At 33.0% G+C, this 15,572-nt stretch carries 18 protein-coding genes and 1 tRNA gene; 12 read left to right on the forward strand and 7 right to left on the reverse strand.

What is annotated here, in order from left to right; genetic code table 11:
- The first annotated feature begins 110 nt into the window (after positions 1-110).
- Both ITJ86_RS00410 and ITJ86_RS00415 read left to right on the forward strand, forming a co-directional pair.
- Entirely contained in the window at positions 111-266 is a 156-nt protein-coding gene (locus tag ITJ86_RS00410) for an SsrA-binding protein (protein ID WP_195869625.1), read from the forward strand.
- 220 nt (positions 267-486) lie between these two features.
- Positions 487-915 (forward strand): organic hydroperoxide resistance protein, encoded by a 429-nt coding sequence (locus tag ITJ86_RS00415; RefSeq protein WP_195869626.1) that lies wholly within the window; start codon positions 487-489, stop codon positions 913-915.
- A gap of 146 nt (positions 916-1,061) precedes the next feature.
- On the opposite strand, the gene ITJ86_RS00420 is transcribed toward ITJ86_RS00415, so the two are convergent.
- Positions 1,062-1,135: transfer RNA gene (locus ITJ86_RS00420), tRNA-Arg, on the reverse strand.
- Positions 1,136-1,220: 85 nt separating this feature from the next.
- Between ITJ86_RS00420 and ITJ86_RS00425 the strand changes: the two genes are divergently transcribed.
- The 5 genes from ITJ86_RS00425 to ITJ86_RS00445 all read left to right on the forward strand — a co-directional run bounded on the left by ITJ86_RS00425 (position 1,221) and on the right by ITJ86_RS00445 (position 5,176).
- On the forward strand, positions 1,221-1,856 hold the full coding sequence (locus tag ITJ86_RS00425; protein ID WP_195869627.1) for a Crp/Fnr family transcriptional regulator: 636 nt from the start codon (positions 1,221-1,223) through the stop codon (positions 1,854-1,856).
- Between the two features lie 61 nt (positions 1,857-1,917).
- Positions 1,918-2,475, forward strand: a complete 558-nt coding sequence (locus tag ITJ86_RS00430; RefSeq protein ID WP_195869628.1) for a YeeE/YedE family protein — start codon at positions 1,918-1,920, stop codon at positions 2,473-2,475.
- A gap of 2 nt (positions 2,476-2,477) precedes the next feature.
- A complete protein-coding gene (locus tag ITJ86_RS00435; protein WP_195869629.1) occupies positions 2,478-2,894 on the forward strand; it encodes a DUF6691 family protein in 417 nt (138 codons plus the stop codon).
- A 1-nt stretch (position 2,895) separates the two neighbouring features.
- Positions 2,896-3,699, forward strand: a complete 804-nt coding sequence (locus tag ITJ86_RS00440; RefSeq protein WP_195869630.1) for a sulfite exporter TauE/SafE family protein — start codon at positions 2,896-2,898, stop codon at positions 3,697-3,699.
- A gap of 70 nt (positions 3,700-3,769) precedes the next feature.
- The gene (locus ITJ86_RS00445; protein ID WP_195869631.1) at positions 3,770-5,176 is read left to right on the forward strand and encodes an MBL fold metallo-hydrolase; all 1,407 of its coding nucleotides are present in this window, start codon (positions 3,770-3,772) and stop codon (positions 5,174-5,176) included.
- Between the two features lie 426 nt (positions 5,177-5,602).
- Here ITJ86_RS00445 and ITJ86_RS00450 read toward each other — a convergent pair whose 3' ends face one another.
- Positions 5,603-5,875, reverse strand: a complete 273-nt coding sequence (locus ITJ86_RS00450) for an ATP-dependent Clp protease adaptor ClpS (protein WP_195869632.1) — start codon at positions 5,873-5,875, stop codon at positions 5,603-5,605.
- Positions 5,876-5,937: 62 nt separating this feature from the next.
- Positions 5,938-6,771 carry a 50S ribosomal protein L11 methyltransferase gene (gene prmA / locus ITJ86_RS00455; RefSeq protein ID WP_195869633.1) on the reverse strand — a complete coding sequence of 278 codons (834 nt, stop codon included), beginning with the start codon at positions 6,769-6,771 and terminating at the stop codon, positions 5,938-5,940.
- 72 nt (positions 6,772-6,843) lie between these two features.
- Here prmA and ITJ86_RS00460 point away from each other — a divergent pair, with 72 nt between their 5' ends.
- Complete coding sequence (locus tag ITJ86_RS00460; RefSeq protein ID WP_195869634.1) at positions 6,844-8,046, forward strand: porin; 1,203 nt, start codon at positions 6,844-6,846, stop codon at positions 8,044-8,046.
- A gap of 106 nt (positions 8,047-8,152) precedes the next feature.
- Here the strand turns inward: ITJ86_RS00460 and tpiA are convergent, their stop codons facing one another.
- From tpiA to ITJ86_RS00480, 4 genes are all read right to left on the reverse strand, one after another.
- Complete coding sequence (tpiA, locus tag ITJ86_RS00465; RefSeq protein WP_195869635.1) at positions 8,153-8,902, reverse strand: triose-phosphate isomerase; 750 nt, start codon at positions 8,900-8,902, stop codon at positions 8,153-8,155.
- Positions 8,903-8,987: 85 nt separating this feature from the next.
- Entirely contained in the window at positions 8,988-10,064 is a 1,077-nt protein-coding gene (locus tag ITJ86_RS00470) for an ABC transporter permease (protein ID WP_195869636.1), read from the reverse strand.
- Positions 10,065-10,143: 79 nt separating this feature from the next.
- Positions 10,144-11,238, reverse strand: coding sequence for a BT_3928 family protein (locus ITJ86_RS00475; protein ID WP_195869637.1), 1,095 nt, complete (start codon positions 11,236-11,238; stop codon positions 10,144-10,146).
- Positions 11,239-11,323: 85 nt separating this feature from the next.
- On the reverse strand, positions 11,324-11,866 hold the full coding sequence (locus tag ITJ86_RS00480) for a DUF1599 domain-containing protein (protein ID WP_195869638.1): 543 nt from the start codon (positions 11,864-11,866) through the stop codon (positions 11,324-11,326).
- Positions 11,867-12,085: 219 nt separating this feature from the next.
- On the opposite strand from ITJ86_RS00480, the gene folP reads away from it, so the two are divergent.
- The 4 genes from folP to ITJ86_RS00500 all read left to right on the forward strand — a co-directional run bounded on the left by folP (position 12,086) and on the right by ITJ86_RS00500 (position 15,432).
- Positions 12,086-12,913, forward strand: a complete 828-nt coding sequence (folP, locus tag ITJ86_RS00485) for a dihydropteroate synthase (RefSeq protein ID WP_195869639.1) — start codon at positions 12,086-12,088, stop codon at positions 12,911-12,913.
- 78 nt (positions 12,914-12,991) lie between these two features.
- Complete coding sequence (locus ITJ86_RS00490; RefSeq protein ID WP_195869640.1) at positions 12,992-13,693, forward strand: hypothetical protein; 702 nt, start codon at positions 12,992-12,994, stop codon at positions 13,691-13,693.
- 183 nt (positions 13,694-13,876) lie between these two features.
- The gene (gene cdaA / locus ITJ86_RS00495; protein WP_195869641.1) at positions 13,877-14,659 is read left to right on the forward strand and encodes a diadenylate cyclase CdaA; all 783 of its coding nucleotides are present in this window, start codon (positions 13,877-13,879) and stop codon (positions 14,657-14,659) included.
- A complete protein-coding gene (locus ITJ86_RS00500; protein ID WP_195869642.1) occupies positions 14,659-15,432 on the forward strand; it encodes a DUF3667 domain-containing protein in 774 nt (257 codons plus the stop codon). The genes cdaA and ITJ86_RS00500 overlap by 1 nt, the downstream gene beginning before the upstream one ends.
- The last annotated feature ends 140 nt before the right edge of the window (positions 15,433-15,572 follow it).

The following is a 15,572-nucleotide window of genomic DNA, read 5'->3' on the forward strand; positions in this document are numbered from 1 at the left end:
TTATTTTAGTAATAATCTAAATTTCAACCAAACCACCAATCAAAACATGTAAAACTTAGTTCTAGAATAAGTTTTACTATTTTTGCTAAAGATTTAAAATTCAACTTACAATGAAAACTAAAATCTTTAAACTTCTGGCAAAACTTAACAAAGCCATACTTCCATCTTATACCAAAAAACAATTAGACCTTAGCAAAGCGTCTAAACTACAACTTGCTATAATAGGTTGGCGCGTTTATGTTACTAAAAATGCATTGCATAATTAAAACTTAACGTTTTACTCCTCTGTATAAAGGCAACCTCAGCGTTTAAACAATTATTTCATAAATATTAAAAGTATTTCTTTACAACGGCCTTTAGGCATTAAGAATACTCAAAACAGCGTTTATTTGCAATCCTAAGTTTAAGACAACTTTAAGACTATAGATTTTATTAGGCTGCTCTGTCGTATTATCTTTAGTACATTAACACAAAAACCAATTAATTATGAAAACATTATATGAAACGACCACAAAAGCTGAAGGAGGTAGAGCAGGACATATTACGTCTGAAGATGGTCCTTTAGATCATAATCTTTCCGTGCCAAAAGCAATGGGAGGCGATGGTGGAAACGGTACAAACCCTGAACAACTTTTTGGAGCTGCCTACGGAGCATGTTTTGGCGGAGCGATACAAGCCATTGCTGAAAACGAAAAGATAACTATAGATAACGAAGCATTAAGTGTATCTGCGACCATAGGATTTTGTAAAGACGATGATGGTTTTTTCTTAGAAGCCACTTTAGATTGTTACATTCCAGGAGTGGATTTAAAAACAGGTGAAGACTTAGTAGAAAAAGCACACGAAATTTGCCCTTTTAGTAAAGCGACACGAGATAATATTACAGTAAATTTAAATTTATTGATAGACGAATAAGTGGTCATTTCACAAACTAAATACATTATAAAACCACGTAAATCATTTTTTAGACTTGCGTGGTTTTTTATATTTTTTGGGTAAATAGTGTGAAAAAGAGATAAATAAAAAGGGCTTCAATTTCTTGAAACCCTTATAAACACTAGTGACCTCGACAGGATTCAAACCTGTAACCTCTTGAGCCGTAATCAAGTGCGCTATTCAGTTGCGCCACGAGGCCGTTTTAAGTGGGTGCAAATATAATACTTTTATTAAATCATAGCCAAACTATTTAATTCAAATTTTTAAATTACTATTTTTGAAGTATGATTTCAAAAGAACTACTCGAACCTTTTCATTACTTATTCGATTCAGAAACAATCGATAATATAGCTAATGTTGCTTTATTAAAATCTTTTAAAAAAGCAGATATTATTATAGATATTGGTCAAGATTTAAAATTCATTCCACTTTTAATCAAAGGAAACATTAAAGTTTTACGCGAAGATAATGATGGAGATGAACTTTTGCTGTATGTTTTAGAATCTGGAGACACATGTGCCATGTCATTAACCTGTTGCATGGTTAAGTCTGTAAGTAAAATTAGAGCCATTGCAGATGAAGACGCAACAGTTATAATGATACCTATTGAAAATATGAAATTGTGGTTTAACTCTAATGAGAGCTGGAGAAACTTCATACTACAAAGTTATCAAATTCGATTTGACGAAATGCTAGAAACCATTGACACGCTCGCATTTATGAAAATGGATGAACGCTTATTCAAATACCTTACAGATCAAGTAAAGTTATCTGCATCCACCAGTTTAGAAATCACACACCAAGAAATTGCGGAAGATTTAAATACGTCTCGAGTCGTCATTTCGCGTTTATTAAAACAATTAGAGCGAGAGAATAAAATTGAACTTGGAAGAAACAAAATTCTTGTCTTAGAATTTTAGTAACTTTTAACGCACAGTCTAAACTACAGAACCCTATTATTTATTGAATCAAATTAAAATTATGGATTATATTTTACAACCTTGGCCTTGGTATGTTTCCGGACCATGTATTGCAATCGTTATGTATCTACTACTCTATTTTGGCAAAACCTTTGGGATGTCATCTAACCTTAGAACTATGTGTGCTATAGGAGGAGCCGGAAAACGTGTTGCCTTTTTCAATTACGATTGGCAAAACCATAAATGGAACTTAGTCGTCGTTTTAGGCGCTATTGTTGGCGGTTTTATTGCCCACTATCTATTGTCAAACCCCATAAATATGGATTTGAGCGAAGCCACTATAAAAGATTTGTCTGCACTTGGATTTAGTGATGTTGGGCAAAGCTTATTACCTCCAGAATTATTTAGTTGGGATGCCGTCTTTAGTATTAAAGGCATTTCTATTCTTGTTGTTGGCGGATTTCTTGTTGGCTTTGGCACACGTTACGCAGGTGGTTGCACTTCTGGCCACGCCATCACAGGATTAAGTAGTTTACAACTACCCTCACTTATTGCTGTTATAGGTTTCTTTGTCGGAGGCTTAATTATGATTCACCTTATTTTTCCAATTCTCTTTTAATTATGGGTAAGTATATAAAATTTTTTAGCGTAGGTATTTTCTTCGGAATTGTTTTAGTAAAGTCTGAAGCTGTATCGTGGTATCGCATTTTTGAAATGTTTAAGTTTCAATCCTTTCATATGTATGGCATCATAGGAACAGCCGTTACAACAGGTATTATTATCCTTTTACTTTCAAAAAATAAAAAAATTAAAACCACAGAAGGCAAATCGTTGAGAGTACCTTTAAAAGACCGTGGTTTTACCCGATATATGCTAGGAGGTATAATCTTTGGATTAGGCTGGGCTTTATCTGGTGCATGTCCTGGACCAATGTACATTCTAATTGGCACAGGAGCTTTTTCAATTCTAATTGTTATTGCTGCAGCATTATTAGGCACTTATGTTTACGGATTATTAAAAGATAAATTACCACATTAAAATGGAACTCGTTGAGATTTTAGGTTATATCGGCGCACTAATTGTTGGACTTGTTTTAGGTCTAATAGGCGGAGGAGGTTCTATTTTAACGGTGCCTATTTTAGTATATTTTTTAAATTTCAGTCCAATAGTTGCTACTGGCTATTCACTATTTGTTGTTGGTAGTACGGCTTTAGTCGGTACCGTTAGAAACATAAAGAAAAATAGTATTGATTTTAAAACTGCTATCATATTTGCCATACCTTCCATAATTACAATTTTTATGGTAAGAAGCTTAGTTATACCCAACTTACCAGAAGTGATTTTTACTCTAGGTGGTTTTTCACTGACCAATTCACTTTTAATTATGTTGATATTTTCTATTACGATGCTATTAGCAGGTTGGTCAATGATTAAATCCAAAAACGTTATTAGTGAAGATACCGTTAAACAATTTGATAGCTCACACTATTTTGCAATTGGCACACAAGCCATTGGAATAGGTGCATTAGCAGGCTTAGTTGGTGCTGGAGGCGGATTTTTAATTGTACCTGCATTAGTTCTATTGGTAAAACTACCGATTAAAAAAGCGATAAGTACATCCTTATTTATTATTGCCATACAATCGTTAATAGGATTTTTAGGCGATTTAAAAACCCTAAATATCAACTGGGAATTTTTAATTACGTTTACCTTTATTTCTATTATTGGAATTTTTATAGGATTAGCATTATCAAAAAAAATAAGCGCCAAACGTTTAAAAAGAGGCTTTGGATACTTTACGATAGTCATGGCAATATACATCTTGTTTAAAGAGCTCTTTTAACACAGTTTGTGATAATTATCACATGTCTAAAAATGAAGTTTAGTAAATTTGTAAAACAAATACATAAAGAATGAAAATAGAACAATTATATACAGGCTGTTTAGCACAAGGTGCTTATTATATTGAATCTGAAGGTGAGGTTGCTATCATTGATCCTCTTAGAGAGATACAGCAATATATTGATAAGGCAAAAGACAGTAATGCGAAAATTAAATATATTTTAGAAACACACTTTCATGCCGATTTTGTTTCTGGTCATGTAGATTTAGCGAAAGAAACTGGTGCAACTATCGTATTTGGTCCTGGAGCAACAACCGAATATGACATTCATACAGCTAAGGATGGTGAAGAATTAAAATTAGGTAATGTGACCATTAAAGTGTTACACACACCAGGACACACCCTAGAATCTGCGACGTACTTATTAATTGATGAAGATGGAAAAGATCACGCTATTTTTTCTGGTGACACGTTGTTTTTAGGTGATGTTGGACGACCAGATTTAGCTATTAAGTCAGACTTAACGAAGGAAGATTTAGCGGCCATGTTATTCGATTCGCTTCGAAATAAAATTATGCCCCTTGCAGATGACGTTATCGTTTATCCTGCTCATGGTGCAGGTTCTGCTTGTGGAAAAAACCTCAGCAAAGAAACGGTTGGTGTTTTAGGCGAACAGAAAAAAACAAACTATGCACTGAGAGAAGATATGACTAAAGCTGAATTTGTAAAAGAAGTTTTAGATGGTATCGCTCCACCTCCACAGTATTTTGCAAAAAACGCCATGATGAACAAAATGGGGTATGATGCTTTTGATACTGTTTTAAAAACTGGTAATGTTGCGCTCAATCCTGAGGCTTTTGAAGCCATGGCAAATCATGAGTCGGCTTTGGTTTTAGATGTTAGAACGCAAGCCGATTTTATAAAAGGCCACATTCCTAATTCTATTTTTATTGGATTGAATGGAGGGTTTGCACCTTGGGTTGGAGCTTTAATTAAAGATATAAAGCAACCGATTGTTTTAGTCGTTCCTGAAGGTAAATCTGAAGAAGCTGTAACAAGACTTTCTCGTGTTGGTTATGATAACACCTTAGGCTATCTTGAAGGTGGATTAGAAGCATGGAAAAAAGCAGGCAAAGATGTTGAAACATTAGATTCTATTTCGGCTGAAGAACTTGCCAAAAGAGCAAACGAAAATTCTGTTAATATTTTAGATGTTCGTAAGGATGGTGAATACTTATCATCTCATATTGTCGATGCGCAACACTTATCATTAGACTATATCAATGAAAAGATGAGCGAAGTAAGCAAAGACAAAACCTATTATGTGCATTGTGCAGGTGGTTACCGTTCTGTGATTGCTGCATCCATATTAAAAGCTAGAGGTTATGACAAACTTATTGATGTTGCTGGTGGATTTGGAGCTATTCAAAACACGGACTTAAAGACAACCGATTTTGTTTGTCCTACTACATTATAAACTTAAAGATTTCGAAAAACACACTTAAAATGTGGTGGTTATGCAAACATTATCATCAACTAATTATCTAAATTACATGATGTTTCTGACGTTAAAGTTGATAACGATACCGACGAAGTAAGTTTTAAGTCATCATCAGACAACGGATTTTAAAGCTGTGAAAAATAAATTATTGCAATTAGGCTATCCAGCTGATGGATAGGTATACGCATTAGCTAAAAAGGTAATATCTTTTGTGAGTTGTGCTGTTGGCAGAATGACGATGAAAGCACCTATTGTCATTCCGGTGAGACACGAAGGGCAACCTTTAATTTATTAGATTTCTTGTTACGCTACGGGTAACTACTAGAATCGCGTTGTTGATATGAGAATATGAATATAACCGTCTATAAAAATAAAAAATCCCACGCATTGTGGGATTTTTATTTAAACTATTTCAGCACTAAGTCCGGCTTGTAAAAGCTTGGAACACCGTGGCTCTAAATCTTCGTATGGCCCCGTTTTAACCGTACACTTTCCTTTATAATGTACTAATAAGGCACATTGCTCTGCTTGTTCTGGCATGTGGTCGCAAGCATAAATAAGTGTATTTATAACATGGTCAAAAGTATTGACCTCGTCATTAAATAATACTATTTCGTTTTGCTTTAAATCTTCTTCTTGCAGAAGTAGTTCTTCTGAATATTTTTCTTTAGTCATAGTAGATATCTTTTTAAGCAATTCTTATGCGCTTAGTCTGACAGACTCTATTTTAATTACTACTAATTTATAAATTTTAATGAAACCCACTGCCCTTTTTGGAGAGTTTCCTCTAATTTTAACATCTGTTTATTGCATTCTGCTTCAATTATTGGAATATCCTGTTCGTAAAAACCACTTAAAAACAGTGACCCATTTTCATTTAAACACTTAGCATATTCTGAGATATCAGCTAACAATATGTTTCTGTTGATGTTTGCTATAATAGTATCGTATTTTTTACCTTTTAACAATTTAACATCACCTTCATAAACCGAAATATGCTTACAATCATTTCGTTCTACATTCTCTATACTATTTAAATAACACCAGTTATCTATATCAATAGCATCAAGTTTACGAGCACCAACCTGCTCTGCCAAAATTGCTAAAACACCTGTTCCGCAACCCATATCTAAAACAGTTTTACCTTTAAAATCATTTTTTAGAATATGTTGAATCATCATGTGTGTCGTTTCATGATGACCTGTTCCAAAACTCATTTTAGGCTCAATAACCAAATCGAACTTAGTATCTGGTTTCTCATGAAAAGGAGCACGTACGGAAACCACATCATCAACGACAATAGGATTAAAATTTTTCTCCCATTCTTCATTCCAATTGGTTTGCTCTATGTCTTCAAACGTGTATGAAATCTCAAATTCGTCTGAATTTAAAATATAAATATCATCTAGAATGTTTTCATTCCATTCGTCTTTTTGAATATAAGCTATTACACCTTGTTCATTTTCAACAAAACTTTCAAAACCTGCGTATCCTAATTCAGCAATTAAAATCTCAACAGCTGGCTGTAAGGGTTTTACACAAAAGGTATAGCCAATATATATTTCAGACATTTAATATTTTTTTTGCAAATTTACTAATCCTTAATTTAGTTACTATTATTTTTGCATTAAAATAACATTTACATGAACAAGTATATTATAGGCATTCTATTTTTAGCGTTATCTCAAATAGCTATTGCTCAAGACAATAACGACATTAAATTATCTGCATTACCTTATTACAGTTATGGTAAAGGTTTGGGTATTACATCACCAGACAGTATTTTTAAGCTAAACATTCGCTTTAGAATGCAAAACAGATTAACCTATTTAAACAATGATGAGGAAGATGACGGCTACGAAGCTATGATAAGACGTATGCGCTTACGTTTTGATGGTTATGTTGGTGATCCTAGTATTATTTATGTTGTGCAATTATCGTTTTCACCGAATGATGTTGGTGCTATTGAAGATGGAGACAACCTTAACATTATTAGAGATGCTATCGTCTTTTACAGACCTAATGAACATTGGAACATTGGTTTCGGGCAAACCAAACTCCCTGGAAATAGGCAACGTATAAACTCATCTGGTGCTTTACAACTCACCGATCGTTCTATAAACAATGCACGCTTTAATATTGATAGGGATTTTGGATTACAAGTCTATTATTTAAATGAACTTGAAGACAAGCTATCATACAACATAAAAACAGCCATTAGTACAGGTGAAGGTAGAAATTGGACGAAAGAACCCGATAACGGATTAGCATTTACTGGTCGATTAGAACTTTTTCCTTTTGGATCTTTTAAAAGTAATGGAACATTATTTGAAGGGGATTTAAAACGAGAAGACACCCCAAAATTAATGCTATCTGGTGTTTACCATTACAATAACAATGCGCGACGAACACGTGGAACAATTGGTGAGGACTTATTTGAAAAACGCGATATGCAATCTGTATTATTAGATGCTATAGTAAAATATAATGGTTGGGCATTTCAAACGGCTTATATGAATAGAATTTCTGATGATCCTATTACTGTAAATCCAGATGACATGTCAGAATCTAGATATGTCTTTACTGGTAGTGGTTTTGACACCCAATTAAGTTATATGTTTTTAAGTAATTACGAGCTAGTAGGACGGTATTCTTACCAAGAACCTCATAAAGATATAGAAGCTTTAACACCACAAACTAATCAGTATAGTCTTGGTGTCACCAAATACATTTGGGAACACGCTTTAAAATTACAAGCTGAAATTACCAATAGTGAATATTCTTATATAGATTCTAGCACATCTAATGATTGGTATTTACGTTTTCAGGTTGAGATAGGGATATAACAACCTTTATTGAGTTAACGAGATGTTAGACACTAAAAAGTCCTTAAACAATTGCTATTAAACAATTGTTTAAGGACTTTTTTTATGCCTGAATAAAATTAAGGTTTTAGAATGCGTTTACAATCGCATAAAAATCTTCTGCTTTTAAAGCAGCTCCTCCAATTAATCCACCATCAACATCTGGCTTACCAAATATCTCTTTGGCGTTTCCTGGTTTTACACTTCCACCATATAATATCGAAACAGAATCAGCGACATCGTTTCCATACTTGTTTGCTAATGTTTTTCTGATAAAGGCATGCATATCTTGTGCTTGTTCAGGACTTGCCGTTTCACCTGTTCCGATAGCCCAAACTGGTTCGTAAGCCAAAACGATATTTTTAAAAGCGTCGGCTTCTAAATGAAAAAGTGCGTTTTTAATTTGCCCTTCAACAACAGACTCATGGTTTTCAGCTTTTCTATCTGCTAATTCTTCACCAAAACAAAAGATAGTTCGCATATTATTAGCTAAAGCAGCATCTACTTTCTTAGCCAAAGATTCATCCGTTTCGTTAAAATAAGCACGACGTTCACTATGACCTAAAATAACAGTTTTAATACCTATACTTTTTAGCATGCTTGCGCTAATCTCACCTGTATAAGCTCCATTTTCTGCAAAGTGCATATTTTGAGCAATAACCTCTACAGACTCTTGTCTTAAAGATTCAAACGCCTGCCATAAGTTGGTAAACGTCGGTGCAATCATCACCTCAGCATCTGATGTTTGGTTTTGCTTTAATAAATCTGCTATTAAAAGCTCCGTTTGAGGTAAATCGTTATTCATTTTCCAGTTTCCGGCTACGATATGTTTTCTCATAATATAAGTATATTGAATTTTTAATTTTAGTACACAAAAATAACATAATAAAGGTGAAAGTAAATTGACTACAGTAAGTATTTCGTTATGATAGCTTCACCTTAGGATCTAACCACGCGTAAATTACATCTACCAAAATATTAATTGTAATGAATATTATAGCAATGACTAATACAGCTCCCATAATTACGGGCAAGTCTAATGTATTAAGTGCGTTTACAATTTCTTTCCCTAAACCATTCCAACCAAAAATGTATTCTACAAATACGGCTCCGGCTAACATAGAGGCAAACCAACCAGAAATAGCTGTAACTACAGGATTCAATGCATTTTTTACAGCATGATTTTTAATCACCTTAAACTCGCTCAATCCTTTGGCTCTTGCTGTTCTTATATAATCTTGATTTAACACTTCTAAAAGTGAATTTCGCATTAACTGAATTACAACTGCTAATGGTCTAATACCAAGTACGATTGCTGGTAGGATTAAGTTCTTCCATTGAATGCTCATTTTTTCACCAAAATCATCGAGTTCATATAAACTACCTGTCATTTCTAAATTGGTGTATTTATGTAACACAAAACCAAATAGCCAAGCAAATAAAATAGCACTGAAAAACGATGGCACACTCATACCAAACGTACTTAGTACCTGAATGGTTTTATCTATCCAAGTATCTTTATACAATGCTGAAATAATTCCGAAAACAACACCTAAAATAATCGCAATGATAATAGCAGAAAGAGCTAAAACAAATGTATTGGGAATGGTCTCACCAATAATCTGACTGACCTTTTTTCCTTGTTTCGCAAAGGATTCTCTTAAATATGGAAACTTTAATACGACAGCTATTTTGTCTGTTGAAAAAAGTTTAGAATACGTGTATTTATTTATTCCTAACGACGTATAATGACCTGTTGTTCTTGTAGAGTGAAATGAAATTGGCGATAAATCGTTCAGGTAGTATAAAAACTGGGTTCCTATTGGTTTATCAAATCCATATTTCTTTTTTACAGCAATAACTTGCTCTTCTGATTGGTTTTGCCCTAACATCATTTTTGCAGGATCACCAAGTTTATTAAACAAAAAGAAAATGACAGTTATAACACCTAATAAAGTGATGAAAGCGTAACCTATTTTGTTAAATAAATATCGTATCAAAAAAGTTAGTTATTATAATTTTCAAATTCAGATTAAATAATTTTATCTGTAAAATGAGACAGCAGACTCAACATGTCAACTACAATTCAATATCGTCTAAGTCATTCCAATGAGCTTTCTGTGTTACAGTACCTGTGTTTAACACTATTACTCCAGGATTAGCACGCACAATAGTTTTAACCACTTTTTCATCACATAAATAAATATCAAAATTTAAGTTATAATCTGCTTTAATTTGAGCTTTATCTGCAGGTCCTGAAGAAGATAAACCAATTACAGTGTATCCCTTTTTTATGGCATCATCAGTGAAGGGTTTTAACTTCGCCATACCTTCGGCTTCACCTTTGGTTACATTATACATAGTAATCATCACTAACTTTTCTTTCCCTAAGAAATAATCGGTTAAGTTTTCGTCTTCAGATTCAATGGATAAATCTTGAATTGCAGGTGTATAACCTTCGTCAATAGTTTTGGTTTCTACACCAATAAACTCACCATCAACAGTTGGGTAACTTCCATTAGTCACAATTTCTTGTTCTTCACCATCAACATTAAAAGTCCAAGTATATTCCAAAATTGGTTTTTGAGCATCTTCAGGTGTTTCCATTTGCTCTGGTAAATTTTTACCAATGGCATACGCTCTAAAATCAATAGACGGTAAATGCATTAACACATGGTATCCAAACCAAAGCGATGCAATAAAACTCAACAGCGCAATTACAGTTGTTGGTAATTTTGAAAAAATAGGCTTAATGTGTTTAACACCAATGAACAAAATTAAAGTCAGCACCAATAAGACGACATCTTTTGTAAAACTCTCCCAAGGTGTTAATTTTAAGGCATCACCAAAGCAACCACAGTCTTTTACTTTATCGAAATACGCCGAATAAAATGTAAGGAATGTAAAAAAGATAATCATTAATAATAAGCTCCAAACTGTGAATTTTGGTTTATAACCAATTAATAAGAACACACCTAAGACCACTTCAAACACCACAACAATCACTGAAATACCAAGTGCATACGGAATTAGAAATTCGATATTTAAAACATCAGAACCAAAGTACTCTTCAAGTTTGTACGAAAAGCCTAATGGGTCATTCAATTTAATGAATCCTGAGATGATGAATAATATTCCTGTAAAAATTCGACTAAGTTGTACTATGTATTTCATAATTTCTTTTTATTCCTGCAAAGCAGAAACCTACTTTAAGGTTGTTTATATTTAACTGGATTCCTGCCTTCTCAGGAATGACAAATTAATTAGCTTCGTTTAAGTGAATTAAAGCAAAAATCGCATAGTTAATCATGTCTTGGTAATTGGCATCAATCCCTTCGCTAACAATTGTTTTACCTGCGTTATCTTCAATCTGCTTAACGCGTAGTAATTTCTGTAAAATTAAATCGGTCAAGGAGCTTACACGCATATCTCTCCAAGCTTCACCATAATCGTGATTCTTATTGAGCATTAATTGTTTTGTGAGTGCCGTTTTTTCATCATAAAGTTTCGCAGCCTCTTCAGTATTTAAATCGGGTTGTTCTACAACGCCTTTTTCTAACTGAATCAACGCCATTATACAATAATTAATAATACCTATAAACTCACTTACTTCACCTTCATCTACTTTTCTAACGGCATTTTGCTGCAAACCTCTTATGCGTTGTGCTTTTATAAAAATCTGATCGGTTAATGATGGCAATCTTAAAATACGCCATGCACTACCATAATCACTCATTTTATTGACAAAAAGCGCTCTACATTTTGCGATAATAGTATCGTATTGTTTTGAAGTATCTTGCATCTATTAAAAAATATTTTCTTGTAAGGTATTACTTAAGTATTTGCGTTTCCAAATAAATAGCATAACGAATCACTAGAAATTTACAAATCGCGATTATCGCGTAAATTTCCGTAAATTTCGGACAAATAGTTAAGAGTTCAAAGTTCTACGATCTAAATTCAAAGTTTTTAAGAATTTAGTTCAACTTTGAATTTTAAATTTTGAATCTTAAACGAAGAAATGACTATAAATTGCAAAGGCCAACTTATCGATTTATCCACTCCAAAAGTGATGGGAATTTTGAATATCACTCCAGATTCGTTTTTTGATGGTGGAAAATACAAGAACGACTCTGAGGTTTTGACCCAAGTTGAAACTATGCTGAACGCTGGAACAACTTTTATTGATATTGGTGGTTATAGTTCTAGACCACATGCAGATGACGTTAGTAAAGAAGAAGAATTAAAACGTGTACTTCCAATAATTGAATTAATTCTGAAACATTTCCCTGAAGCATTAATTTCTATAGACACGTTTAGAAGTGACGTCGCCAAACGAAGTATTGAAACTGGTGCTGCATTAATTAATGATATTTCTGCAGGACAGCTCGATGATAACATGCTGTCTACCGTTGGAAAATTAGGAGTTCCTTATATTATGATGCACATGAGAGGAAATCCAAAAAACATGCAGCAACAAACAGATTATAAAGACTTAACCAAAGAAGTCATCGCCTATTTTGCGGAACGTATCGCAGCTGCACACCAAGACAAAATAAATGATATTATTATAGATCCTGGATTCGGGTTTGCAAAATCGAGAACACAAAATTTTGAATTGTTAAACCAAATGGAATTGCTGCAACTTACAGACAAACCTCTTTTAGCTGGAGTATCAAGAAAATCCATGATTTACAAAACATTAAACTCAACTGCTGAAGACGCACTGAATGGAACAACGGCTTTGCACATGGTTGCTTTACAGAAAGGTGCTAAAATTTTACGTGTGCATGATGTGAAGGAAGCTATGGAATGTGTCACCCTTTTTAATCAGCTAAACAAGTCTTAACCTAAGGTCTAGAAGGTTTTCATAACCTTGCAAGTCTGTCTGAAATAAAAAAATAAAATCTTAAATTATTACAAAAAAATGCGCTACATCTATTTACTTACTATTCTTTTACTGTTCAGTTGCAACAACGAACGCACCTTATTACTACCTGAAATTGAAAATGCGACAGTCACGGAAGTTTTAGACGTTTCGCCTGCATATATATTTTATGATGAAACAGAACCAGATTCTACGTTATTAAATCGAAAAAACTTAATTAGTACTACCAATTGGTTAGTGAATGTGGATAAGCGCTTAACATTAAAACAAGCCATTCCTAAAATTATAATGATGCAAGAAAAAAAGCGCAACGCTAAAATGCATAAAAATGAGGATGCTAAAAATTATTTTACTTGTAATGATACTAGTATTCAGAATTTAGGATTTTTGGAGTTTACGGATGTAGTATTTAATGAAAAAATTAAAATTGATACTGTATATCACAAATACAATCTGCCCACAAAAGAAAACTTAATGAGTAAGGCAGGTTTCCATGCTCAATCAACAATTCCTTTAGTTTTCGATGAAAAGAACCAATTTCAAATTGGTAAACAACAATTCAACATCGATAATTTAAAAAATGAACTTGATAAGTTAACAGAAATTAATTTTATCGGTATTCATTTACAACTTTATTTCAATAAGAGTTTATCATTTCAAGAGTATATAACTATTAAAAGAAAAATTATATCATATAATTCAGATTTAATTTCGGTGGATTTCAATGAATATATTTATTAAATAGAAAAACACCCCTAAAGTCCCCTCAAGGGGACAACAGACTAATTAAACTTCCTTGGATTATCCGCTTTAAGGGAATTTAAGTGTGTGAATTTTTATTTATCAAATAAAACTGGGGCAACAATTATAATTTTTTCTTCACTACTAAACATAAATTCTTAAATTAGCAGAAACACCTACCTTTTGGAAAACTTACAACTTTGGGATTTTAGATTTATAGATTTTGTGGATGTCTTCCTCGTGGCTATCCTACTCTACTACATTTACAAACTTGTAAAAGGAACCGTTGCCATCAATATTTTTATTGGTATTCTTATTATCTATTTTGCTTGGCGATTAACCGACTACCTCAACATGTACATGCTTTATAGCATTTTTGATGGTTTTATGAAAGTTGGAATTATTGCACTAATCGTGGTGTTTCAACCTGAGATTAGAAAGTTTCTGTTAATGGTTGGCTCTACTAATATTGGAGGCAAACGTAATCTTTTTAAAAATTTTAAATTCCTTAAAAACGACGATCAAACCACAACAGATGTTGATGCCATTATTAATGCTTGTAACAAAATGGGAGCTTCAAATACAGGAGCTTTAATTGTACTTGAACGTAACAATAACTTAGACTTTCTAACCAATACAGGAGACGAAATGAATATCTTAGTCTCGCAACCTATAATAGAAAGTATCTTTTTTAAAAACAGCCCATTACACGATGGAGCTATTATAATAGACAACAATGTTGTAAAAGCGACACGTGTTATTCTTCCTGTTAACAACGAAAAACACATACCAGAGCGTTTTGGCTTACGCCATAGAGCTGCCATTGGTATTACCGAAAAAACAGATGCGATTGCACTTTGTGTAAGTGAAGAAACAGGTCAGATTTCATATATAAAAAATGGTGAATTTGTAATCTTTAAAAACACTAGCGAATTAACTCAAAAAATTAAAGAAGATTTAGGCTAGTGAGATGTAAAAACTGCGATAACAGCCTTAAAGACACACAAAAATTTTGTGATGAATGTGGTGCAAAAATAATTAATAATCGACTTCAGCCTAAAATAATTGCACAACAAGTTAATGAACAGTTTATTTCGATTGACAATAAATTTTTTCGCACTTTCTTTGATCTATTTAAACAACCTGAATCTGTAATTATTGGTTACATTAATGGTACACGAAAAAAATATATTGATGTTCTTCAGTATTTTGCAATTTCTTTAACTCTTGCTGGTATTCAGGTATTTTTAATAACTACATTTTTTAAAGACGCATTAGATTTTACGCCAGGTTTTATCAATCCAGAAAAAGATATTAATCCTTTACCAGGTTTTAATTCAGATTTGTTCACAAAATATCAAGGTTTAATTTATATTTTAGGTGTTCCTGTATCTGCGTTAGCAACATGGCTTGTATATCTTATTTTAGGCGATAGACGTTTTAATTTTACAGAACATTTAGTTTTAAACCTATATTACTCCGCTCAAATCATCATAATAACTGCGGTCTTAAGCATATTATTCTTAGTGACAGGTATGAATTATCTAATTGTATCTAGTCTTCTTGGCTTACCTACCTTCATCTATTTGGCTTACGTATTAAAAAAAGTATTTAATGAAGATTTCTGGAGTACTTTCGCCAAGTTTTTAATGGTAATGTTCGTATACGTGGTTATCTATTTTATTGCAATAATGTTACTCTTTTTAATATTATATCTAAGTGGCAATTTCAAAATATAAAAATGAATTGTAAAAACTGCCATACGCAACTTGAAGAACTAGATGACTACTGTTAACGTTGTTGTGGCATTACTATATAAAGATTCTGCCTTTATGCAAAAACATTATTGAAGTTCTAAAAAGCTTCGATAGAACACGCT

Origin of the sequence: Winogradskyella marina, from assembly GCF_015645385.1 — a bacterium.
Lineage (GTDB): Bacteria > Bacteroidota > Bacteroidia > Flavobacteriales > Flavobacteriaceae > Winogradskyella > Winogradskyella marina.